The sequence below is a fragment of the Cupriavidus sp. BIC8F genome, from assembly GCF_032465815.1.
GTDB classification, from domain to species: domain Bacteria; phylum Pseudomonadota; class Gammaproteobacteria; order Burkholderiales; family Burkholderiaceae; genus Cupriavidus; species Cupriavidus necator.
Genome location: NZ_CP136094.1, coordinates 2,976,568 through 2,997,539, shown reverse-complemented (window position 1 = coordinate 2,997,539; position 20,972 = coordinate 2,976,568). Strand labels below are relative to the sequence as shown.

22 protein-coding genes are annotated in these 20,972 nt (G+C 68.4%); 8 read left to right on the top strand and 14 right to left on the bottom strand.

Translation table 11 applies throughout. The annotated features are described in order from the left end of the window. Window positions 1–6 precede the first annotated feature (6 nt). Window positions 7–1,317 carry an acyl-CoA thioesterase/bile acid-CoA:amino acid N-acyltransferase family protein gene (locus RS901_RS13975; RefSeq protein ID WP_316149365.1) on the top strand — a complete coding sequence of 437 codons (1,311 nt, stop codon included), beginning with the start codon at window positions 7–9 and terminating at the stop codon, window positions 1,315–1,317. 50 nt (window positions 1,318–1,367) lie between these two features. Further along, on the top strand, window positions 1,368–2,522 hold the full coding sequence (locus RS901_RS13970) for a peroxidase-related enzyme (RefSeq protein WP_316149364.1): 1,155 nt from the start codon (window positions 1,368–1,370) through the stop codon (window positions 2,520–2,522). Between the two features lie 34 nt (window positions 2,523–2,556). On the opposite strand, the gene RS901_RS13965 is transcribed toward RS901_RS13970, so the two are convergent. After that, complete coding sequence (locus RS901_RS13965; RefSeq protein WP_316149363.1) at window positions 2,557–2,892, bottom strand: cupin domain-containing protein; 336 nt, start codon at window positions 2,890–2,892, stop codon at window positions 2,557–2,559. Between the two features lie 33 nt (window positions 2,893–2,925). Next, window positions 2,926–6,195, bottom strand: coding sequence for a DNA translocase FtsK 4TM domain-containing protein (locus RS901_RS13960; RefSeq protein WP_316153504.1), 3,270 nt, complete (start codon window positions 6,193–6,195; stop codon window positions 2,926–2,928). Between the two features lie 254 nt (window positions 6,196–6,449). Between RS901_RS13960 and RS901_RS13955 the strand changes: the two genes are divergently transcribed. Further along, window positions 6,450–7,679: an EAL domain-containing response regulator gene (locus RS901_RS13955; RefSeq protein ID WP_316149362.1), complete on the top strand. Its 1,230-nt coding sequence runs from the start codon at window positions 6,450–6,452 to the stop codon at window positions 7,677–7,679. Window positions 7,680–7,697: 18 nt separating this feature from the next. Here RS901_RS13955 and RS901_RS13950 read toward each other — a convergent pair whose 3' ends face one another. The 3 genes from RS901_RS13950 to RS901_RS13940 all read right to left on the bottom strand — a co-directional run bounded on the left by RS901_RS13950 (window position 7,698) and on the right by RS901_RS13940 (window position 9,938). Then, window positions 7,698–8,264: a DUF4136 domain-containing protein gene (locus RS901_RS13950; protein WP_316149361.1), complete on the bottom strand. Its 567-nt coding sequence runs from the start codon at window positions 8,262–8,264 to the stop codon at window positions 7,698–7,700. A gap of 109 nt (window positions 8,265–8,373) precedes the next feature. Continuing rightward, on the bottom strand, window positions 8,374–8,793 hold the full coding sequence (locus RS901_RS13945; protein ID WP_316149360.1) for a DoxX family protein: 420 nt from the start codon (window positions 8,791–8,793) through the stop codon (window positions 8,374–8,376). A gap of 197 nt (window positions 8,794–8,990) precedes the next feature. After that, window positions 8,991–9,938, bottom strand: coding sequence for a LysR family transcriptional regulator (locus RS901_RS13940; protein ID WP_316149359.1), 948 nt, complete (start codon window positions 9,936–9,938; stop codon window positions 8,991–8,993). Between the two features lie 139 nt (window positions 9,939–10,077). Between RS901_RS13940 and RS901_RS13935 the strand changes: the two genes are divergently transcribed. Beyond that, window positions 10,078–10,698 (top strand): FMN-dependent NADH-azoreductase, encoded by a 621-nt coding sequence (locus tag RS901_RS13935; RefSeq protein WP_316149357.1) that lies wholly within the window; start codon window positions 10,078–10,080, stop codon window positions 10,696–10,698. Window positions 10,699–10,879: 181 nt separating this feature from the next. After that, window positions 10,880–12,169: an ergothioneine biosynthesis protein EgtB gene (gene egtB / locus RS901_RS13930; RefSeq protein ID WP_316149355.1), complete on the top strand. Its 1,290-nt coding sequence runs from the start codon at window positions 10,880–10,882 to the stop codon at window positions 12,167–12,169. Between the two features lie 168 nt (window positions 12,170–12,337). Here the strand turns inward: egtB and RS901_RS13925 are convergent, their stop codons facing one another. From RS901_RS13925 to mltG, 8 genes are all read right to left on the bottom strand, one after another. Continuing rightward, on the bottom strand, window positions 12,338–12,727 hold the full coding sequence (locus RS901_RS13925) for a YkvA family protein (RefSeq protein WP_316153502.1): 390 nt from the start codon (window positions 12,725–12,727) through the stop codon (window positions 12,338–12,340). A 15-nt stretch (window positions 12,728–12,742) separates the two neighbouring features. Then, window positions 12,743–13,495 (bottom strand): ankyrin repeat domain-containing protein, encoded by a 753-nt coding sequence (locus RS901_RS13920; RefSeq protein ID WP_410054114.1) that lies wholly within the window; start codon window positions 13,493–13,495, stop codon window positions 12,743–12,745. Next, window positions 13,488–14,282, bottom strand: coding sequence for a TatD family hydrolase (locus RS901_RS13915; RefSeq protein WP_316149354.1), 795 nt, complete (start codon window positions 14,280–14,282; stop codon window positions 13,488–13,490). Before RS901_RS13915 ends, RS901_RS13920 begins: the two co-directional genes overlap by 8 nt. A gap of 18 nt (window positions 14,283–14,300) precedes the next feature. Next, entirely contained in the window at window positions 14,301–14,807 is a 507-nt protein-coding gene (locus tag RS901_RS13910; RefSeq protein WP_114130373.1) for a GNAT family N-acetyltransferase, read from the bottom strand. Window positions 14,808–14,844: 37 nt separating this feature from the next. Beyond that, complete coding sequence (locus tag RS901_RS13905; RefSeq protein WP_316149352.1) at window positions 14,845–15,237, bottom strand: PilZ domain-containing protein; 393 nt, start codon at window positions 15,235–15,237, stop codon at window positions 14,845–14,847. Window positions 15,238–15,301: 64 nt separating this feature from the next. Beyond that, on the bottom strand, window positions 15,302–16,309 hold the full coding sequence (locus RS901_RS13900; RefSeq protein ID WP_316149349.1) for a DNA polymerase III subunit delta': 1,008 nt from the start codon (window positions 16,307–16,309) through the stop codon (window positions 15,302–15,304). A 117-nt stretch (window positions 16,310–16,426) separates the two neighbouring features. Further along, entirely contained in the window at window positions 16,427–17,038 is a 612-nt protein-coding gene (tmk, locus tag RS901_RS13895; RefSeq protein ID WP_316149348.1) for a dTMP kinase, read from the bottom strand. 7 nt (window positions 17,039–17,045) lie between these two features. After that, complete coding sequence (gene mltG, locus RS901_RS13890; RefSeq protein ID WP_316149347.1) at window positions 17,046–18,041, bottom strand: endolytic transglycosylase MltG; 996 nt, start codon at window positions 18,039–18,041, stop codon at window positions 17,046–17,048. Between the two features lie 224 nt (window positions 18,042–18,265). On the opposite strand from mltG, the gene RS901_RS13885 reads away from it, so the two are divergent. The 3 genes from RS901_RS13885 to RS901_RS13875 all read left to right on the top strand — a co-directional run bounded on the left by RS901_RS13885 (window position 18,266) and on the right by RS901_RS13875 (window position 20,486). After that, complete coding sequence (locus RS901_RS13885) at window positions 18,266–19,282, top strand: folate-binding protein (protein ID WP_316149346.1); 1,017 nt, start codon at window positions 18,266–18,268, stop codon at window positions 19,280–19,282. Window positions 19,283–19,298: 16 nt separating this feature from the next. Beyond that, entirely contained in the window at window positions 19,299–19,589 is a 291-nt protein-coding gene (locus RS901_RS13880) for a DUF4936 family protein (RefSeq protein ID WP_013956564.1), read from the top strand. Between the two features lie 69 nt (window positions 19,590–19,658). Next, on the top strand, window positions 19,659–20,486 hold the full coding sequence (locus RS901_RS13875; RefSeq protein WP_316149345.1) for an NRDE family protein: 828 nt from the start codon (window positions 19,659–19,661) through the stop codon (window positions 20,484–20,486). A gap of 18 nt (window positions 20,487–20,504) precedes the next feature. Here the strand turns inward: RS901_RS13875 and RS901_RS13870 are convergent, their stop codons facing one another. Next, window positions 20,505–20,933, bottom strand: a complete 429-nt coding sequence (locus RS901_RS13870; protein ID WP_316149344.1) for a GNAT family N-acetyltransferase — start codon at window positions 20,931–20,933, stop codon at window positions 20,505–20,507. Window positions 20,934–20,972 lie beyond the last annotated feature (39 nt).

Genomic DNA, 20,972 nt, shown 5'->3' with positions numbered 1-20,972 from the left:
GCCGTGATGACCGCCCCAATCCTTGACATCACCCCGGCGGATGCGCTCATCGACGTGCCGCGCCGCATCGCCATCACCGGCCTGCGGCCCGGCGAGACCGTGGCCGTCAGCACGCGCACCGTACGCGGCCGCGACGTCGCCTGGGCCAGCCAGGCCGATTTCATTGCCGCAGGCGACGGCAGCGTGGACCTGCAGCGCGATGCGCCCGTGCGCGGCAGCTACGACGGCGTGGCGCCCATGGGCCTGCTGTGGGCGCAGCGGCCGGTGGCATCGGACAGCCGCGAGCTGTTCCACACCGACGCCACCCGGCCGCTGGTGACCGAGATTACCGTCACGGCCGCCGGCGGCGAGGCTCGCAGCGAGCTGGTGCAGCGCCTCGCCGCACCGGGCGTGGTGCGCGAGGAAATCCGCGTGAACGGGCTGGTCGGCACGCTGTACCGCCCGTCTGGCGCCGGCCCGCACCCGGCGGTGATGGTGCTCAACGGGTCCGGCGGCGGCATCAACGAAGCGCGCGCCGCGCTCTATGCCTCGCATGGCTATGCCGCACTGGCGCTGGGCTACTTCAAGGCGCCGGGCCTGTCGGACTACATTTCCAACACGCCGCTGGAATACTTCGAGCGCGGCCTGCAATGGATGCATCGCGAGCTGCGCCCGGCGCATGGCTTTGTCGCCCTGTCCGGCCAGTCGCGCGGCGGGGAGCTGGTACTGCTGCTGGGTGCGACCTTTCCCGATCTGGTGTCGGCGGTAGTCGGCTACGTGCCGGGCGCGGTGGTGCATAGCGCGCAGAATGCCGCCGACCCGGCCATCGGCCGCGAGGGCGCGGCCTGGCTGCACCATGGCAAGCCGCTGCCGCATGTGTGGGAGAACAACCCCGACGCCAGCTGGGCCCCGTTCGACGAAGGCCCGGCGCCGCACCGGCACGAGCGCGCCATCCTGACCGCGCTGAAGAATGCCGAGGCCGTGGCGCGCGCCCGCATCCGGGTGGAGCACATCCGCGGGCCGGTGATGCTGCTGTCCGGCACCGACGACGGCTCGTGGCCGTCCAGCCTGTATTCACGCATGGTCGCCGACAAGCTGGCCGAGACCGGCCATCCGTATCCGGTCGAGCACCTCGACTTCGAGCACGCCGGCCATGCCATCCTGTTTCCCTACGTGCCCACCACGCAAGCGGTCTACGCGCATCCGGTATCGCGCCGCATCAGCACTACAGGCGGCACGCCCGAGGCCAATGCCGGTGCCGACGAGGCATCCTGGCGCGGGGTCCGCGCATTCCTCGCGCAGGCGGTGGCCGCGCGCAAGCAAGCCGCCGGCAACTGACGGCTGCGCCAGCACGACAACGAATCCTTCGACACTCCGGGAGTCTTCACATGACCCAAGCCAACGCTGCCGCCACTGACGTGGTCGACCAGGTCGCCGGCCTAGCCGCCGGCTCCGCCATCCACACGCTGCGTCACGCACGCGACAAGGTGGTGGCCTCCACCCAGGGCAGCTACAAGGGGCTGTTCGATCCTGCCCTGCCCGGCCTGACCCTCGCCGAGCGCCTGCTGGTCGCGCTCTACGCCGCCCGCCTGGCCGGCGCCGCCGACCTGGTGGCCCACTATCGCGCCCGCCTGCAGGCCATCGAGGCCGACGTTGCGCTGATCACCCTGGCCGGGCAGGGCAACCCCGACACGCTCGCCGACGCGCGCCTGCGCGCCATCCTGGCCTTCACCCGCACGCTGAGCGAGCGCCCCGTGGAAGGCGACCAGGCCGCGCTGAAGACCCTGCCCGCCGCCGGCCTTGCCACGCCCGACGTGGTAACGCTGGCGCAACTGATCGCCTTCCTGTCCTACCAGGTGCGCCTGGTGGCCGGACTCAAGGCGATGCAGGCACTGGGCGCCGGCGCACCAGCCACCACGGCCGTGCCCGCCACGGCCGGCGCCCTGCTGCAGAACCCGATCCGCGCGCATGGCTTCACCAACGAAGTGCTGGACTGGAAGGCCTGGCTGGACGTGGTATCAGTCGACAGCGCCACGCCCGAGCAGGTCGCGGTGCTGGAGGAAAGCCACCCCAAGGCCAAGGTATCGGACTACTACCTGTTCCTCGTGCACCAGCCCGAGATCCTGCGCCAGCGCTCCACCGCCTTCAACGCCATCATGTACGCCCCGGGCGGCATGTCGCGCGCCGAACGCGAACTGGCCAGCACGGTGGTGTCCCGCATCAACGGCTGCGTCTACTGCGCGTCAGTCCATGCCCAGCGCTTTGAGCAGCTGGCCAAGCGCAACGAGGTGATCCGCCAGGTATTCGACGATCCCCATTCCGCCGGCACGACTGCCCGCGAGCAGGCAATCGCGAAGTTCTCAATCGAACTGACCGAACAGCCCTCCGAAGTCACTGCCGAGCAGCTCAAGCCGTTGCGGGAAGCGGGCGTCACAGATGCGGAAATCCTGGACCTGATCCACTCGGTCGCCATCTTTGCCTGGGCGAACCGGCTGATGCTGAATCTGGGCGAGCCGGTGTTTCCGGAACAGACCGGGGAGTAGGCCGTCAGGCGCCAGCCACAACGCACGCGGGCGCTCAGCCCGCGTTGTGATGCACCGCCAGCCAGACGCTGGGCTGCGTGGCATCGGTCCAGGCCACGCGGTGGCGGCAGTTGGCGGGCAGGTGCAGCCAGTCACCCGGCTGCATGCGGTGCTGGCCTGCCTGCCCCTCGAACTCGATGGCGGCGCTGCCGCTGACAAGCAACACCCATTCGGCCTCGGGACTGTCGTACCAAAAGCCTTCCGGGCTGGCTTGTCCGTTGGAGACAATGCGTTCGATCCGCAGCCCAGGCCGTTCCAGCAACGGCTGGAAGATTTCCTGCGCCGCACCGGCCGGCACATCGGCCAGCAGGTTTCCGTGTTCAGGCTGCATGCTGCCTCCTGGAGATCGTGGTTGCAGGCGCCGTCAGTCGCCCGGCCCGGGCGCCAGCACATCGCGCGCGCCGTTGCGGCCCATCGGCGTCACCAGTCCGGCCACTTCCATTTGCTCGATCAGCCGCGCCGCGCGGTTGTAGCCGATACGCAACTGGCGCTGCACAGCGGAGATCGAGGCGCGGCGGCTGGTCAGCACAAAGCTGGCGGCTTCGTCGTAGAGCGGGTCGGCCTCGCCGTCGCCGCCGCTGTCGCCGAACAGGTCGGTGCTGCCGGCCTCGGCCGGGTCGCCGGCAAGGATGGCTTCATCGTAGTCCGGCTCGCCGAACTGCTTCCAGTGTTCCACCACGCGGTGCACTTCGTCGTCGGCAACAAAGGCGCCATGCACGCGCTGCGGATAGCCGGTGCCAGGCGGCAGGAACAGCATGTCGCCCTGGCCGAGCAGGCTCTCGGCGCCCATCTGGTCGAGGATGGTGCGCGAATCGATCTTGGATGAGACCTGGAATGCCACGCGTGTCGGGATATTGGCCTTGATCAGGCCGGTGATCACATCCACCGAGGGGCGCTGCGTGGCCAGGATCAGGTGGATGCCAGCGGCGCGCGCCTTCTGTGCCAGGCGCGCGATCAGTTCCTCGATCTTCTTGCCGGCGACCATCATCAGGTCGGCCAGTTCGTCGATCACCACCACGATCATCGGCAGGCGCGACAGCGGCTCGGGCGCTTCCGGCGTCAGCGAGAACGGGTTCGGCACTTTCCGCTCGGCGGCCTCCGCGGCACGGATCTTCTGGTTGTAGCCGGCCAGGTTGCGCACGCCCAGCGCGGACATCAGCTTGTAGCGCTTCTCCATCTCGCCGACGCACCAGTTGAGCGCGTGCGCGGCCTGCTTCATGTCGGTGACCACCGGCGCCAGCAGGTGCGGGATGCCCTCGTAGACCGACAGTTCCAGCATCTTGGGGTCGATCATGATCAGGCGCACGTCTTCGGGCGTGGCCTTGTACAGCATCGACAGGATCATGGCGTTGACCGCCACCGACTTGCCCGAGCCGGTGGTGCCGGCCACCAGCAGGTGCGGCGCGCGGGCCAGGTCGGTCACCACCGGATTGCCGGTGATGTCCTTGCCCATGGCCAGCACCAGCCGCGAATGGTGCGCCTGGAACGAGGCCGCGTTGACGATCTCCGACAGCCGGATCATCTGCCGGCGCGCATTGGGCAGTTCCAGCCCCATGCAGGTCTTGCCGGGAATGGTCTCGACCACACGGATCGAGGTCACGCCAAGCGCGCGCGCCAGGTCCTTCATCAGCCCGACCACCTGGGCGCCACGCACGCCCATCGCGGGCTCGACCTCAAAGCGGGTGATCACCGGGCCGGCGCCGGCGCCGACCACGGCGACTGGCACCTTGAACTCGGCCAGCCGCTGGGCGATCAGCTCGCCGGTTTCGCGCAGGCGTTCTTCCGACACCTGTTCGGCGCTGTCGACCCCGGTCTCCAGCAGTTCGGCCGGTGGCAGGCGGTAGTCGACGACGGGGCGCGGAGGCGGCGGCGCGACCGGCACCGGCACGGGCACCGGCACGGGCGCCGGCTGGGCGGGAGCCAGCGGCACGGTGCGGCCGACCACGGCGGGCAGAACGATGCGCGGCTTGGCGGCCGGGACCGGAGCCTGGTTCAGTGCAGGCGCCTCAGCGGGGTCAAGGACTTCCGGGGTTTCAGTGGCTTCAGGCGGTTCTGCTGCCTCGGCAGGCTCGGCCGCATCCGGTTCCGCCTCCTCGGCGATCAGACCGTTGCCGTCCATCAATCCGTCCGTTTCATTGTCCTCCGCGGGTGCCGGGGCGCTGGCATCGAGAGCGCTGCCCTCTTCCATCGCGGAGCTTGCCACGGCCTGGGCTACGGCCTCGGCGCCGGTGACATCCAATTCGGGCTCGGCTGCTGCCAGCGCTTCGGGTTCCCCAATGACAACGACGCGATCTCCGCTCTCGGCTTCGGCTTCGGCTTCGGCTTCGGCTTCGGCTTCGGCTTCGGCTTCGGCTTCGGCTTCGGCTTCGGCTGGCAGGGTGACGGTAGCCAGTGCGTGCGGTTCTGTGTCGACGGCAATGTCCGGCGCCGAATCCGGCACAGCTGCGTCCAGTTGGTGCAGTTCCGGCGCAACCGCTTGCGGTACCACTGACTTGCCTGCCAGCGCCTGCAACTCGGCCAGCAGGTCAAGGGCTTCCTGCCGGATTGCGGCAAGCGTGGCTTCGTCGGCTTCGGCCGGCACGGATTCCGGCGCGATGTCGCCAACGATATCGGTGTCGGCGGACACTGGTTCCATGGCAGGCGCTTCGGGCACTGCCACTACCTCAGGTTCCGGGCTGGCAACCGGTTGCGCGGGAGCGGCCACGGCTTGCGTGGCGCCAGCGGGCGCCGGCGCAACGACGGCGGCTTCAGCCGGCGCTGATACGGCGGCAGCCACGGTGACTGAAGCAGCGGCCGCGGCGATGCCCTTGCCGGAAGCTTCAGGCAGCGTCGTAATCGCCGAACGCACCAGGGGCTGCGGTTGGCGGAACGGGCTGCTGACCACCGTGCCGCGCAGAGGCTGTGCCGGCCGCGGCGCTGAAGCCGGTGAAGGGGCTGCCGTCGCGACCGGCTTGCGTGCCGCCGGCTGGGCAGGACGCGGTGCCGGTGCCGGTGCGGCGGGTGCGGGCGGCGCGGTGCGCGCCGGCTTGACCGCGTGCGGCGACTCGGCATGGTGCAGCCAGATCTCGCCCGGCTGCGGCGGGGATTCACGCGTGCGGCGCGGCGGTTGCCAGGCGGGCTGGCGGCGCGCCGACACCGCTTCAAAGCTGCGATGACGCGTGGCGGGCGCAGTCCAGCCGGGGTTGCCCGCCGACGGCGGCTCCCAGCGCTCTGCGTCACGCAGCGGCTGGGTGGGCGCAAAGGAAACCGGCGGCTCCTCCGGCGCGGCGTCGGGCGTGGCGCCGCGGCGCGGCTTGCGCGCGAACAGGCTACGCCAGGTTTCGCCGAACACCATCGGCGCGGCCAGCGCCAGCACGCCCAGCATCAACAGCAAGGCACCGGTCCAGCCGAACAGGTTGCCCATCATGCCGGCCAGCGCGCGGCCGGCCGAACCGCCGGCGCTCGAGTCCGGATCGGTGCCACTGGTCAGCGCTTCCAGGCAGGCACTCGCGCACAGCACGGCGAGCGTGCCGAGCCAGACGCGCAATGAGCCCGGGCCTGCCAGCCGGCGCTCGCCGGCGAGCCAGCGCGTCACCAGCCGCCAGACCAGCGGCACTATCCAGAAAGTCGAGAATCCGAACCAGCCAAAACCCATTATCGACATGCCATGTTCAAAACTACGGGCAGCGATTGTAGCGGTTATGGCAGGCGGCGATTGAATCGGAAAGCGCAAATATTCGTAACGCAGACCGTTTCCGGGGCGATGGCGCAACGATTCCTGTGCGATTGCGGATGCCAGCGGCGCCAGACTTTACGCCATCCGGTGGTTGGCGCAGCGGCGCCGCGCTACCATGCGGCAACCCCCCGATCGAATTGCACTCCAGGCGGCCCGTTGCCTCCCCCTCCCCCATGCCGATCCGCTACGCCAGGCTGCGCGTTCTTGTCGTTGAAGACCATCCGTTCCAGCGCGTCGCGGCCGAGGGGCTGCTGCGGCATCTGGGCGTGCAGGCCCTGGTTTCCGCTGAAAACGGCACGCAGGCGGCCCAGATCCTTGCGCGCGAACCGTTCGACATCGTGCTCTGCGACATCGAGATGCCTGGCGGCAACGGCCCCGAGCTGATTGCCGAGCTGCACCGGCGCGGGCAGCGTGCCTTTGCCGGAGCGGCGCCGGTGTGGGTCTGGGTGACGGCGCTGGCGGAGGACATCCTGGATTCAAACCGCGGCCTGGCGCACGCCGCCGGCATCCCGCGCGTGCACGCGCTGCGCAAGCCGCTGTCGCGCGATGCCGTGGAAGAGATCCTGGCCGATGCGCTGATGCGCCAGCCTGCCGGCGAATCCGCCCCGTCGCCGTGGTCACCCGACGACGCAGAGCTGCTCGCCGCCACCCGGTCGGGCACGGACCTGCTGGTCATGCTGCAGCCCCAGCACGACATTGCCAGCGGCCGGCTGGCCGGCGCCGAGGCGCTGGTGCGCTGGCGCCATCCCGAGCACGGCCTGGTACAGCCCGACATCTTTATCCCGCGGCTCGAAGCGCTGGACGCGGCCGACCCGGTGTTCTTCTTCGTGACCCGCCAGTGCCTGGCAGCGCAGCAGCGGCTGCGCGCGGCGGGCATCCACATCGCGCTGGGCATCAACGCGTCGGCGCAAACCCTGTGCCGGTCCGGTGTGCTGGAGGCGTTTGATGCCCTGGTGGCTGCCAGCGGCGTGCCGCGGCAGGCGCTGACGGTGGAGTTGACCGAGGGCTATCCGGTGCCCGATACGCTGGCCCTGTCAGTCGCGCTGAACCGCTTGCGGCTGCTGGGCTACGGCGTTGCGATCGACGATTTCGGCGTTGGCATCGCCACGCTCAAGCTGCTGGCGGACCTGCCGTTCACGCAGCTGAAGCTCGACCGCTCGTTCGTTGTCGATGTCGACGGGCATGGCCAGCGTGCCGCCATCTGCCGCAACATGATCAACCTGGCGCGCGAGCTGGGCCTGGAGTGCGTGGCCGAAGGCGTCGAGACCGACGCCCAGCGGGCAGCGCTGCTGGCCCTGCGCTGCCCGCTGGGCCAGGGCTACCTGTGGTCCGCGCCCAAGCCGGCCGAGGTCTTCGTCGCGGATGCCATCGACGGGGCGGCGGCAACGCCGCCGGCAGCCTGATATGGCCCGGAGCCAGCGCTACTGGCCGGCCCGGAACGGATACTTTGCAAAGATCTGCGTCACGGTCTTGTCGATGCGCTGCTGGGCGCTGGCCTTGTCGCTGGTGTCCACGCTGCCCACCGCCACGCCTTCCCAGACCAGCTTCATCTGGCGCCGGTCGACCAGGTCGATGTTGACCGTGCCTTCGGTGTAGGTATAGACGTCGTTATAGAAGCCGTAGCCCGGCCACGGCGCATACAGCCCGCCGCGATAACCGTAGTAGCCCATCATCGGCGTCGGCGCCGGGCTGACCTGGACCTTCTCCTGCAGCCGGGCGTTGAAGTTGACCAGCAAGTCCGGCGACTGCGCCGCGTAGCGGTAGCCGCGTGCGGTCAGTTCCCGCTGCACTGCAGACTTGAAGTACTGGGTGGTCAGGCTTTCATAGCCCTGGCGATCGGTGCCAAGGTGCTCGACAAAGCCGAAGCTGCGATAGACGCTGAAATCCGTGCTGCGGTTGTAGTCGGTCTTGATGTCGGGCACGCTGGCGCAGCCTGACAGGACCAGCGCCGCGGCCACGACCGGAAAGAGCTGCCGGAAGGGTTTCACGATAGATCTCCATGAGTCCGCGGCAGCGCGCACATGCAGCCATGCAGCCACGCGCAAGCGCCACCGGCGCCGGAACGCCGGCGCACCGTACGCCATCTGACCCGATCGGCTAGTTCATCTTGCCATTGATGCCGCCCACGCTGAGCCGGCCCGCTCCCAGCAGGGCCACCGCCAGCGCCGCGCCCAGGAACATCCCCTGCAACTCAAGCGCCCAGCCGCCGGTATCGGCCAGCATGCCAAGCTGCTTGGTATGCACCAGCGCCACCGCAAACAGCATGTTGATGGCGACGATCAGCGCCGCCAGCCGGCTCCACAGCCCGATGACGAGCAGGATCGGGGCCACGACTTCCCCAATGTAGACGCCGTAGGTCAGCCATGCCGGCAACCCGGCGTCGGCGACCACCTTCGCCACAAAGCCCATGCCGGTCGCACCGGTCAGCTTGGCGATGCCGTGCATCAGGATCAGCACGCCAAGCACGATGCGCAGCAGCGCCTTGCCCAAGTCCTGGGAACCCTGAGAGCCACCCATGGCCGTTCTCCTTGCCGTTGTCTGTCGAGTTGGTTGTCGAAGCCAAGCGCCTTTACCCTCACGCGCGAGGTTCGCCTCTGTACCTTAGTGCGAGGCGGCGTGAAGGTAAAGCCGCAAATACGAGACCGCCTTCTGGCAGGGATGCGACCGGCACACCACCTCGCCAGTCCGGCCACGCCGCATGCGGCAGGCTTGCACTACACCACCCGGTGCATCGCCGGCTGCCGCGGCTCAAGCATGCCGGCCTTGTATGCGCATTCGGGCAGGACCTCGCCAAGGAAGTCGAGAAAGCGCCGGGTGGCAGGCGTCACGCCCTTGCGCGAGGGGAACACCGCATGCAGCGTGCCGACCGGCATGTCGTACTGCGGCAACACCAGTTCCAGCTCGCCGCTTTCCAGCGCATCGCGGCAATACATCCGCGGCAGCATGGCCACGCCCGCGCCGGCGATTGCCGCCTCGCGCAGCAGCACGAAGTCTTCGGTTACCAGGCGCGGTTCATAAGCAATCTGAATCGAGTCGCTGGTCTTGCAGCGCAGGTTCCAGACATGCTTGCCGTCGTGGGGCGGCTGGCCCACGACGGGCATGCCGTCCAGCGCCTGCGGCGTGCGCGGGCGGCCGATGCTGTCCAGCAGCGCGGGGCTGGCCACCAGCATCAGCTGGCTTTCACCGAAGGTGCGCACGGCCAGGCTGGAGTCCTCCATCGACTCGCGCACGCGCAGGGCTAGGTCGAAGCCTTCGCCGATCACGTCCACGCGCCGGTTGGTGGTCTCCAGCTCGATGCGCACGGCCGGATTGGCGCGCATGAAATGGCCAATCGCCGGCGCCAGCAGGATCTGGGCGATGGCGATCGGGCAGCTCATGCGCAGCGTGCCGCCGGGCTGCTCGCGCGCCTGCTCGATGACCTCGCGGGCCGCCTTGGCCTCGTTGAGCATGGCGCGGCAGCGTTCGTAGAAGGATTCACCAAGCGGCGTAACGCGCACCTGCCGTGTCGTGCGGCGCAGCAGCTGCACGCCCAGGTCGCGTTCCAGCTGCGCGATGCGCCGGCTCAGGCGTGACTTGGGCACGCCGGAGGCGCGGCTGGCCGCGGAAAAACTGCCGTGTTCGACCACCTGGGCAAACAGGGACAAGTCGTTGAGGTCTTGCATGGATGGCTCCGGGATCACCGCGTGCCGCCAGACTGGCGTTGCGCCGGTAGAACAATCATTTGCATTTTGCCTCACTACCGATACCAATGGCCAGCCGCTATCTTTCATCCATCGCAACCGCACCCTTGTGGAGAAAGACATGAACATCCTGCAGATCGATTCCAGCGTCCTTGGCGACAACTCCGTTTCGCGCAGCCTGACCGCCAGCGTGGTGGCCGACCTGGTCGCCGCCAACCCGGGCGCCCAGGTCACCGTGCGTGACCTGGACCAGGACGCCCCGGCGCACCTGTCCGGCAACCTGCTGCCGGTGCTGGGCGGCCCGAAGGAAGGCCTGAGCGCCGTTCAGGAAGCCGAGCTGCAGCGCACCGAGCAATGGCTGGCTGAATTCCTGGCCGCCGACGTGCTGGTGGTGGGCGTGCCGCAGTACAACTTCAGCATTCCCAGCCAGCTCAAGGCCTGGATCGACCGCATCGCGCAGGCTGGCCGCACCTTCAAGTACACCGAGAACGGCCCGGTGGGCCTGGCCGGCGGCAAGCGCGTGATCGTGGTGTCGTCGCGCGGCGGCGTGCGCCAGGATGCCAGTGAGCTGGACCTGCACGAAAAGACCGTCGACATCGTGTTCCGCTTCCTGGGCATCACCGACATCACCTACGTGCGTGCCCACGGCCTGGCCATGGGTCCGCAGTTCCGCGAAGCCGGCCTGGCCAGCGCCCGCACCGAAATCGCGGCACTGAACGACCCCAGCCGCCTGGCCGCCTGAGGTCCTGTGGCCGGCCGGCGCCGCAGGACGGCGCCGGCTCGCCCCGCGGACGGATCAGGTCTATGATGGATCGGGGCGCTACGGCGCCCCGCGTGCCATGGGCGGCGCGCCAGCCCCGGCTATTTGCCCGCGGCTGCCCCGCCGCCTGCAGTCATCGACCGATCCACTCCCGGGAGCCCGCATGACTTCAGCCCTGTTGCCAGCCGCCGCCCTCCATCCGCCGCACGAACCCGCCCTGCTTTCGCAGTATCGCCACGTACGGACCGCCACCGAGACCCTGGTGGCCGACCTGTCCGATGCCGATGCCACCGTGCAGTCCATGGACGACGCCAGCCCGGCAAAATGGCACCTCGCGCACACCACATGGTTCTTCGAGGAATTCGTGCTGGCTGCGCGGATCCCGGACTACGAGCCGGTGGACCCGGACTACCGCTACCTCTTCAATTCCTACTACGAAGCGGTCGGCCCGCGCCACCCGCGGCCACAGCGCGGGCTGCTGACCCGCCCTTCGCTGGACGAGGTGCTGGCCTACCGCGAAGCCGTGGACGAATCGATGCTGACGCTGCTGGGCAGCGCCCAGACCGATGACGAGGCGGCGCTGATCATGCTCGGCCTGCAGCATGAACAGCAGCACCAGGAACTGCTGCTGACCGACATCCTGCACCTGTTCGCGCAGAACCCGCTGCGCCCTGCCTTTGCCCCGGAACTGCCCGAGCCGGTGATCGCCGACCCTCGGCCCGCGCCGGACTGGATCGGCTTTGACGGCGGCCTGGTGGAGATCGGCCACCGCGGCGAGACCTTTGCCTTTGACTGCGAAGGGCCGCGGCACAAGGCCTACCTGGCGCCGTTCACGCTGTGCTCGCACCCGGTCAGCAACCGGCAATGGTTTGAATTCATCGAGGATGGCGGCTACCAGACGGCCGGGCTGTGGCTGTCCGACGGCTGGCGCTGGGTGTGCGAGCAAGGCATCCTGGCCCCGCTCTACTGGGAAGAACGCGAAGGCACGTGGTGGCAGATGACGCTGCGTGGGATGCATCCGGTCGATCCGGACAGTCCCGTCACCCACGTCAGCTTCTATGAGGCCGAGGCGTTCGCGCGCTGGGCCGAGCGCCGGCTGCCGACCGAGGCCGAATGGGAGCACGCGGCGCGCAGCCTGCCGGCCACCGGGAATTTTGTTGAAGGCCGCGCGCTGCGGCCGTTGCCGGACCGGCAGAACACCTCAGGCGTGCTGCGCCAGATGTTCGGCGATGTGTGGGAATGGACCGGCAGCGCCTTCCTGCCGTATCCGGGCTTCCGCCCGAACGCGGGTGCGGTGGGCGAGTACAACGGCAAGTTCATGAGCGGCCAGATGGTGCTGCGCGGCGGGTCGTGCGTCACGCCCGAATCGCATATCCGGGCGACGTACCGCAACTTCTTCTATCCGCACCAGCGCTGGCAGTTCACCGGGGTGCGGCTGGCGGACGATGCCTAGTGTCCTGTTCCGCAAATACCTTGCCATGAAATCGCCCAGTTGGCCGCCATGCGTCGTTGGTCGTCGTTGCTCGTCGTTGCCATAGCTACGGCTATGGCGCCTCCTCGCGCCTAGCCTGACGACCAACTGGACGATTTCATTTTGGCAAGCTATTTGCGGAACAGGACACTAGGCCGGCGCCAGCCAGCGCCACGCCAGCCAGGCCAGCAACACCCACACCAGCACGATGACCACGGCGGCCGCGCGATTGCGCGGCCGTTTTGCATGCGTGGCCTGCCACGCCTGAGCCCGGACGCGGCATTCATCCTTCACCGCCACCGGAATCATCCGCAGCGTCAGCCAGATGCCCAGCGGCACCAGTAGCACGTCATCGACATAGCCCAGCACCGGGATGAAATCGGGGATCAGGTCGATCGGGCTGAAGGCATAGGCCACCACCAGCGCGGCCAGCAGCCGCGCGCGCCACGGCGTGCCGGGATGGCGGCTGCAGAACCACAGCGTCAGCAGGCTCGCCTTGAGCCCGCGCGCCCACTGGCGCAGGCGTGCCCCGACGGCCATCGTCGGCATGAGCGCTTACCAGCCCTTGGTCTTGGGTTGCTGCGCCGCGGGCCGCTGCCCGCCCGGCTCACCGGTGGGCGCCTTCAGCGGCGGCGCCGCCACGATCGGCGTCTGCGGGTACAGCTTCTGCCAGCGGGCCTTCAGGCCCTTGGCGATCTCGGCCTGGTTGTAGCGCTCGGCAAAGTCGATCACGGTCATGCCCTGCTGGTTCTTCAGGCGCATGTCGGCGCCTTCGTCCAGCAGCAGCTTGACGGTCTCGATATGGCCGCCGCGCGCGGCCATCATCAGCGGCGTGGTGCCGTTGGGGCTTTCGGCGTCGATATAGGCGGCCTGGTCGACCAGGTACTTGACCACATTGTTGTGGCCGTTGGTGGCCGCGTAGTGCAGCGGCGTCCAGCCGGTCTTGTTAACCTCGGCCTCCATCTCGTCGACCATCAGCTTGACCATGTCCAGCTCGCCCTGCAGCGCGGCCATCATCAGCGGGGTCTCGCCGGCCGGGTTGGCCTTGTCGAAATCGATGTCCTTGGCGCGGATCAGCACCGTGGCCGCCTTCAGCGACTTCTCGCGCAGCGCCAGCACCAGCGCCGGGTTGCCGCGGCTGTCCACCAGATTGGGATCGACGCCCTTGGCCAGCAGCTTCTTGACGGTGTTGGCGTCGTCGAATTCGACGGCCTTGCGCATATCGTCGGCAGGCGCGGCCTGCGCCAGCATGGCGGCGGCCAGCGCAAGAGCGCCGGCGGCGCGTCGGGCAAACTTCATGTCAAACATGAGATTTCCTGTCAATATGCTTGAATAGATTGAAGAAATTTTCCGTCATCTGTTCCGCGACCTGCTCCACCGGCACCCCGCGCAGCTGCGCGATGAACTCGCCCACATGGCGCACCCAGGCAGGCTCGTTGGTCTTGCCGCGGTATGGCACCGGCGCCAGGTAGGGCGAATCGGTCTCGATCAGCATGCGCTCCAGCGGCACCTTGCGCGCGGTTTCCTGCAGGTCGGCCGCGCTCTTGAAGGTGACGATGCCCGAGAACGAGATATGGAAACCCTCGTCCAGCGCCTGGCGGGCGACGTCCCAGGTCTCGGTGAAGCAGTGCATCACGCCGCCGGCCTCGCGCGCGTTCTCTTCGCGCATCAGGCGCAGCGTGTCGTCGGCGGACGAGCGGGTATGGATGATCAGCGGCTTGCCGGTCTGGCGCGCGGCGCGGATATGGGTGCGGAAGCGCTCGCGCTGCCATTCCATGTCGGCGATGCTGCGGCCGTTCAGGCGGTAGTAGTCCAGCCCGGTCTCGCCAGTGCCGACCACGCGCGGGTGCGCGGACAGCTCCACCAGGCGCTCCAGCGTGGGTTCCTCGCCCTCTTCGTAGTCCGGGTGCACGCCGACCGAGGCGTACAGGTTCGGATGCTGCTCGGCCAGCGCCAGCACGCGCGGGAAGTCTTCCAGCGTGACCGAGATGCACAGCGCATGCGTGACCTGGTTGGCGCGCATGTTCTCCAGCAGTTCCGGCAGGCGCGCGGCCAGCTCGGGGAAATCGATATGGCAGTGGGAATCGACAAACATGGGGGAATCTCTATTGGCTCAGGCCACGTCCACGCGGCGGCCGACGATGATCAGGTCGCGCTCGACACCATCGAGCACGGCGACGCGCGGCAGGTCGCCCCAGCGCGTAAAGCCCAGCGACGCGAACAGGCCCAGGCTGGGCGCATTGTGGCCGAAGATAAAGCCGAGCAGCGTGTTCACGCCGACCCCGGGCGCGTGGTCGATGGCCTGCTGCAGCAGGTAGCGGCCCAGCCCCTGGCCGCGGCGCTGCGCATCCAGGTAGATCGACACCTCGGCAGTGGCACCGTAGGCCGGGCGGCCATAGAAGTCTGAAAAGCTCATCCAGCCGGCCATGCGGCCGTCGGCGTCCTCACACACCCACAGCGGGCGGCGCCCGGGCTGGTGGGCATCGAACCAGGCCTGGCGCGAGGCCACGGTGACCGGTTCTGTATCGGCGGTAACCATGCGCGAGGGCACGGTGCTGTTATAGATGGCGACGATGCCCGGCAGGTCGCGGGGCTCGGCAATACGAAGTGAAAAATTCATTTAAAATCAAAATATTGCGAGAACAACCTCACAACATTCATAAGGTTTGCGTGGGGCGCCCGGACTCCAGCATCTTGCCCAGGATCTCCTCCACCGCGCGGCGCAGGTTGCGCCCGTTGTCGTCGTCGGGGAAATGCACGCCGACGCCGGGGGTCTTCATCGGCGTGCCCGCCGGGGTGATCCAGGCCACGTGGCCCGCGATCTGGTATTTCTGCGGCCGGTCCACCAGCGACAGCACCAGGAACACCTGCTCGCCCAGCCGGAACGGCCGGTTCGACGGCACGAAGATGCCGCCGCGCGCCAGGAACGGCATATAGGCCGCATACAGCCCGGCCTGGTCCTTGATCGACAAGGACAGCACATTGGGGCGCGATGCCGCCCCGCTGCCAGTTGGCGCAGCGGGCGGTGCGCCGGCGACTGCTGTGTTCATGGTTGACCCCCTGAATGACGGTGCTGCTTGTTGTTATGGCTTTTTTTTTTGACTGCCTGGCGTACTATCGGAACAGCTGGCGGTACTCCAGGAATACCGCTTCCATCACCAGCCGGGCCGCCAGCGGATGGTTTTCGCTGCGGCGGTGCGCGGCCAACCGGGTAGCAAAGGCCTGCAGGCGGCGCGCGTCGGTGGCCCCGGCGCAGCGCGCCAGCACGGCCCGTTCCTTGGGGAGGTACCGCGGCGTGGCGCTGCCGTCCAGGCGCAGCGTCAGCAGATCGTACGTCCAGCGCTGCAGGATGCCAAGCACGGCAGGCACCGGCAGCTTCTGCAGTTGCTCGGCCGCCGCAGAGGCGTCGAAGGCGGCGGCGGCGCCCAGCTGGCCGACCAGCCAGCGCTGCAGCGGCTGCTCCTCGGCCTCGGCGGCATGCAGCGCGGTCAGCGGCGAGCCGCCGGCCAGCGCCAGCTGGGCCTCGGCATCGGCCACCCCCTGCCCGCGCAGCCAGGCCAGCGCAGCCTCCGGCGTCGGGCGCTGGGTCGAGAACTGGCGGCAGCGCGACAGGATGGTCGGCAGGATACGGTCGAGGCGGTCGGTCACCAGCAGGAACACGGTGGACGGCGGCGGCTCTTCCAGCGTCTTCAGCAGTGCGTTGGCGCCCTCGGTCTGCAGCGCATCGAGCGGATACACCACCACCACGCGCAGCCCGGCCCGGTGCGTGCCCACGCCCACGGCCTCGATCAGCGCGCGCACCTGCTCCATGCGGATGATCTTGCTGGGCGCCTTCTTCTTGCCGCCCTCGTCGGTCTCGGCCTCGGCCGCGGCGTCCAGCGCCTCGGGCCGCACCACGGTGAAATCCGGGTGGTTGCCCTGGCTGAACCAGTGGCAGGCGGCGCACTGGCCGCAGGGCTGGCCGTCCGGCAGCGGCGCCTCGCACAACAGCCCCTGCGCGAAATGCAGGGCCAGGTCGCGCTTGCCGATGCCTTGCTGGCCATGGATCAGCAAGGCATGCGGCAGCCGTTCACGCAGCGCGCCGAGCCGTTGCCAGTCTTCCTTCTGCCAGGGATATAGCATGTGAATCAGTAGGTTAACGATCTAACTTCAAGTTTTACCTGTGATAGCCCTGCGATTGCGGATTCCACAATAGCGCGGCGTTCACACGTATCACGTCAGGCATATATCGGCAAAAAATCAGATGGTTGCGATGATTTTTTCAAGTTCATCGCGAATGTCTGCAATGCTGCGCGTGGCGTCGATCACCCGGAAGCGCTGCGGCGACTGGGCCGCGCGGCGCAGGTACTCATCGCGGGTGCGCTGGAAGAACGCGCGCGATTCGGATTCGAACCGGTCGGGCGCGCGTGCCCCGGCCAGGCGCTCGCTGGCGGTTTCCAGCGGCACGTCGAACAGCAGCGTCAGGTCCGGCTGCAGGCCGCCCTGCACCCAGTCTTCCAGTACTTCCAGGCGCTCGGTGGCCAGGCCCCTGCCCCCGCCCTGGTAGGCGAAGGTGGCATCGGTGAAACGGTCGGAAATCACCCACTTGCCGCGCTCCAGCGCGGGGGAGATGACCTCGGCGATATGCTCGCGCCGGGCCGCGAACATCAGCAGTGCCTCGGTTTCCAGGTGCATCTTGCGATGCAGCAGGATCTGGCGCAGGTCTTCGCCCAGCGACGTGCCGCCGGGCTCGCGGGTGGTGACGACGCCGGCAATATCGCTGCGTGCGCGCAGGCGGTCGGCGACCCAGTCGATATGGGTGCTCTTGCCGGCGCCGTCGATGCCTTCAAATGTGATGAATTTTCCGCGCATGGAATGCCTATTTGCCGCGCTGGTACTTGTCGACCGCGCGGTTGTGTTCGGGAAGCGAGTTGGAGAAATGGCTGCTGCCGTCGCCGCGTGCGACGAAGTACAGTGCGTCGGATGGCGCCGGCGTGGTGGCCGCCGCCAGCGAAGCCAGCCCCGGCAGCGCAATCGGCGTGGGCGGCAGGCCGGTGCGGGTGTAGGTATTGTACGGGGTGTCGGCCTGCAGGTCGCGCTTGCGCAGGTCGCCGTCGAAGCCATCGCCCAGGCCGTAGATCACGGTCGGGTCGGTCTGCAGCATCATGTTCTTGCGCAGCCGGTTGATGAACACGGCGGCGATCATCGGGCGTTCGGCGGCCTGGCCCGTTTCTTTCTCGACGATCGACGCCATCACCAGGGCCTCGTACGGGGTCTTGTACGGCAGGTCGGGCGAGCGTGCGTTCCAGGCCTCGTTCAGGCGCCGCTGCATCGCACGGTAGGCGTGCTTGTACAGTTCGACATCGCTGGTGCCGCGCGCGAACAGGTAGGTATCCGGGAAGAACATCCCTTCGGGCGAGGTCTCCGTCGCGCCGATTGCCTTCATCAGGTCCGCATCGGACATGTCCCGGGTGTCGTGCCGCAGCGCCGGGCTGGCGTCCACGGCGGCGCGCATCTTGCGGAATTCCCAGCCTTCGATCACCGTGACCACATAGTGCGTGACCTCGCCGCGCGCCAGCTTGCCGATGATCGACAGCGGCGTGGCGCCGGTCTCGAATTCATAGCCGCCGGCCTTCAGGTCAGGGCCGTGGCCGGTCAGGCGCACCAGCAGCATGAACAGCCGCGGGTCCATGCCGACGCCGCCGCGCTGGATCTGGCGGCCGACGCTGGCGACGCCGGAATTGGGCTTGATCACCACCTCCATGGGCGACTTGTTGAGGGGCAGCGGGTGATTGGCCCACCACGCGAACGCGCCCACGGCCGCCAGCGCGAATACCAGGATGGCCAGGCCAAGACTAAGGAAAAATCGTTTCATGTATCAGGAATAGGCGCGGCTGACCGGATCCGTCGGAGGGCTTGCGCACCACCGCTTGCCGCCACGTGCTGCCGGCGCCGGCCGAAAATCTCATAGCCCCATATAATAACCGGCAGCCTCGCACCGACCATGCGCCGCGGCGCCGGCGCCGCTTGACGGCCCGCCCGGCACGGCGCACGACCGGTGCCTTCCCTCTTCCGAATTGCCTCAACGATTGCCACGCAATGCCAGTGATGAATGCCCAAGCCCAGGAACTCGCCGCAAACCTTGAAGCTTTGAGCGGCAGCGGCATCGTCTGCAGCCCGGCCGGGCTCGGCCTGGTCCGTGTTGCCGGCGACGATGCCGGCAGCTTCCTGCACACCCAGCTGACCAATGCGGTCGAAGACCTGAAGGCCGGCGCGGCCCGATTGGCCGGCTACTGCTCGCCCAAGGGTCGCCTGCTCGCCACCTTCCTGATGTGGCGCGATGCCGAAGGCATCATGCTGCAGCTGTCGGCCGACATCCAGGCCCCGGTGCAGAAGCGCCTGTCGATGTTCGTGCTGCGCGCCAAGGCCAAGCTGTCCGACGTCACCCCCACCCATGCTGTCCTCGGTCTCGCCGGGGCCGGTGCAGCCAAGGCGCTGGCCGCTGCCAGCCTGCCCGTGCCGGAGATTGCCTTTGCCGTAGCCGAAGCCGACGCCGTCACCGTGATCCGCCTGCCGGATGGCGCCGGCCAGCCGCGCTGGCAGCTGGTGCTGCCGGCCGAGCGTGCCGAGGCGGTGCGCGCGGCGCTTGCTGCCACGCTTCAGGATGCGTCGCCCGCACTGTGGGACTGGCTGGAAGTGCAGTCGGGCCTGCCCCGCATTGTCGCGGCCACGCAAGAGCAGTTCGTGCCGCAGATGATCAATTTCGAACTGGTCGGCGGCGTCAATTTCCGCAAGGGCTGCTATCCCGGCCAGGAAATCGTGGCGCGCAGCCAGTACCGCGGCACGCTCAAGCGCCGCATGTGGCTGGTCCAGGGCGAAGGCGAAGTGCCGGCGCCCGCGGCTGAAATCTATCGTCCGGAAGATCCGGGCCAGCCGTGCGGCATGATCGTCAATGCCGCGCCAGCGCCCCAGGGCGGCTGGGCCGGCCTGGCCGAGCTGAAGATCGATGCCGCCTCCAGCGCGCTGCGCCTGGGCAGCGCCGAGGGCGCGGCGGTGACCACCGCCACCCTGCCCTACGAGGTGCCGCTGGGCGAGGCCGCCCAGGCCGCTGGCTGAACCCACAGGACCTGCCATGAGCGATCACCTGTACGTCTATTTCCGCGTCCCGGAAGCCGTTGCCGCCGAGGCGCTGCCGCACTGGCACCGCTGGATGGAGACGGTCGCCGAAGCAACCGGAATTGGTGGTACGCTGATGCGCAGGCCGGAAACCCGCGCCGGCGTGCAGACCTGGATGGAGTGTTACGCCGACGTGCCGCCCGCTTTCGATGCCACGCTGGAAGGCCTGTGGCGGCAGAGCGGGTTGGACCAATGGGTGGATGGCGAGCGGCGGGCCGAGCACTTTGTGGACCTGGACGTGCTGTAGGCGTCTGCCGTTGGACTGAAGTACGCCGGGTGCCACTGCAGCAACCCTGGCGGCAAAGGAAGCAAAGCGATGTGTCTGATCCTGGTTGCCTGGCAATCCCACCCGGACTATGCCCTGGTCGTCGCCGGCAACCGCGATGAATTCTATGTCCGCCCCGCGGCGGCCGCGCACTGGTGGCAGGATGCACCGCAGGTGCTGGCCGGGCGCGACCTGGCGGAAGTCATCGGCGAGCCTGGCACCTGGATGGGCGTCAACGCCGACGGCCGCTTCGCCGCACTGACCAACTATCGCGCCCCGTCCGAAAAACGCACCGACGCGCGCTCGCGCGGCGAGCTGGTGGCCGGCTTCCTGCGCGGCCATGCGGCCCCGTTCGATTACCTGGACGGCCTCACCGGCGAAGACGGCTGCTACAACGGCTTCAACCTGCTGGCGAGCGACCTGCGTGAACTCTGGTGGTACAGCAACCGCTCCGCCTCGCGCCAGCCGCAACGGCTGCGCCCGGGGCTGTACGGCCTGTCCAACGCCCTGCTCGACACGCCCTGGCCCAAGGTGCGCAGCCGCGTGGGCGCGCTGGCCGAAGTGCTGGCCGCCGACAGCGGCCAGGCCAACGCCAGCGCCGAGCCCTACCTGCAAATGCTCGCCGACGCGCGCCAGGCGGCGGATTTCGAGCTGCCTGCCACGGGCGTGGCGCCGGAATGGGAAAAGCTGCTGTCGTCGGCATTCATCCGCTCGCCGCTGTACGGCACGCGCGCCAGCACAGTGCTGCGCGTGCGCCACGATGGCCGTTTCGACCTGAGCGAGCGCAGCTTCGACGCCGACGGCCGCATCGGCGACGTCAACTTCCACGGCAAGCTGAACCTGCAACGCGACACCGGCATCGTGCCCGCGCCACGCTGAAGCCCGGATTCCCGGCGTTCAGCCGGCCAGCCGCTTGCGCATCTCCACGTGCGGGATGCCCGCCTCTTCGAATTCCGGCCCCACCTGCGCAAAGCCTACGCGCGCATAGAACGGCGCCGCATGCGTCTGCGCATTGAGTACCAGTTCCGGGTAGCCGAGCTGCTCCGCCTTCTCCATCAGCGCTTCTAGTACCAGCGCCCCGACGCCGGTGCCGCGCGCGGTTTTCAGCACGGCCATGCGGCCGATATGGCCATCTGGCAGCAGCCGTCCGGTGGCGACCGGCGTGCCATCGTCGGCCAGCGCCAGCGCGTGCCAGCTCGGCTCGTCCCACTCATCCCATTCCAGTTCCACCGGCACGCCCTGCTCTTCGACGAAGACGGTGTAGCGGATGGCGCGCGCGCGTTCGCGGGCTTCGGACCAGGGGCAGATCAGAACGGTGGCTGGCATGGCGGTGCAATCAGGCTGGTGGAATGGCAGCGCCCGAAA

Excerpts from the sequence above, each read along its gene's own strand:
- RS901_RS13945 (WP_316149360.1), bottom strand. The coding sequence starts at position 8,793 with ATGGGTGGCTCTCAGGGTTCCCAGGACTTGGGCAAGGCGCTGCTGCGC.
- RS901_RS13970 (WP_316149364.1), top strand. The coding sequence starts at position 1,368 with ATGACCCAAGCCAACGCTGCCGCCACTGACGTGGTCGACCAGGTCGCC.
- RS901_RS13975 (WP_316149365.1), top strand. The coding sequence starts at position 7 with ATGACCGCCCCAATCCTTGACATCACCCCGGCGGATGCGCTCATCGAC.
- RS901_RS13870 (WP_316149344.1), bottom strand. The coding sequence starts at position 20,933 with ATGCCAGCCACCGTTCTGATCTGCCCCTGGTCCGAAGCCCGCGAACGC.
- mltG (WP_316149347.1), bottom strand. The coding sequence starts at position 18,041 with ATGAAACGATTTTTCCTTAGTCTTGGCCTGGCCATCCTGGTATTCGCG.
- RS901_RS13965 (WP_316149363.1), bottom strand. The coding sequence starts at position 2,892 with ATGCAGCCTGAACACGGAAACCTGCTGGCCGATGTGCCGGCCGGTGCG.
- RS901_RS13905 (WP_316149352.1), bottom strand. The coding sequence starts at position 15,237 with ATGAACACAGCAGTCGCCGGCGCACCGCCCGCTGCGCCAACTGGCAGC.
- RS901_RS13920 (WP_410054114.1), bottom strand. The coding sequence starts at position 13,495 with ATGTTTGACATGAAGTTTGCCCGACGCGCCGCCGGCGCTCTTGCGCTG.
- tmk (WP_316149348.1), bottom strand. The coding sequence starts at position 17,038 with ATGCGCGGAAAATTCATCACATTTGAAGGCATCGACGGCGCCGGCAAG.
- RS901_RS13910 (WP_114130373.1), bottom strand. The coding sequence starts at position 14,807 with ATGAATTTTTCACTTCGTATTGCCGAGCCCCGCGACCTGCCGGGCATC.
- RS901_RS13885 (WP_316149346.1), top strand. The coding sequence starts at position 18,266 with ATGCCAGTGATGAATGCCCAAGCCCAGGAACTCGCCGCAAACCTTGAA.
- RS901_RS13900 (WP_316149349.1), bottom strand. The coding sequence starts at position 16,309 with ATGCTATATCCCTGGCAGAAGGAAGACTGGCAACGGCTCGGCGCGCTG.
- RS901_RS13935 (WP_316149357.1), top strand. The coding sequence starts at position 10,078 with ATGAACATCCTGCAGATCGATTCCAGCGTCCTTGGCGACAACTCCGTT.
- RS901_RS13915 (WP_316149354.1), bottom strand. The coding sequence starts at position 14,282 with ATGTTTGTCGATTCCCACTGCCATATCGATTTCCCCGAGCTGGCCGCG.
- RS901_RS13955 (WP_316149362.1), top strand. The coding sequence starts at position 6,450 with ATGCCGATCCGCTACGCCAGGCTGCGCGTTCTTGTCGTTGAAGACCAT.
- RS901_RS13925 (WP_316153502.1), bottom strand. The coding sequence starts at position 12,727 with ATGGCCGTCGGGGCACGCCTGCGCCAGTGGGCGCGCGGGCTCAAGGCG.
- RS901_RS13875 (WP_316149345.1), top strand. The coding sequence starts at position 19,659 with ATGTGTCTGATCCTGGTTGCCTGGCAATCCCACCCGGACTATGCCCTG.
- egtB (WP_316149355.1), top strand. The coding sequence starts at position 10,880 with ATGACTTCAGCCCTGTTGCCAGCCGCCGCCCTCCATCCGCCGCACGAA.
- RS901_RS13960 (WP_316153504.1), bottom strand. The coding sequence starts at position 6,195 with ATGGGTTTTGGCTGGTTCGGATTCTCGACTTTCTGGATAGTGCCGCTG.
- RS901_RS13940 (WP_316149359.1), bottom strand. The coding sequence starts at position 9,938 with ATGCAAGACCTCAACGACTTGTCCCTGTTTGCCCAGGTGGTCGAACAC.
- RS901_RS13880 (WP_013956564.1), top strand. The coding sequence starts at position 19,299 with ATGAGCGATCACCTGTACGTCTATTTCCGCGTCCCGGAAGCCGTTGCC.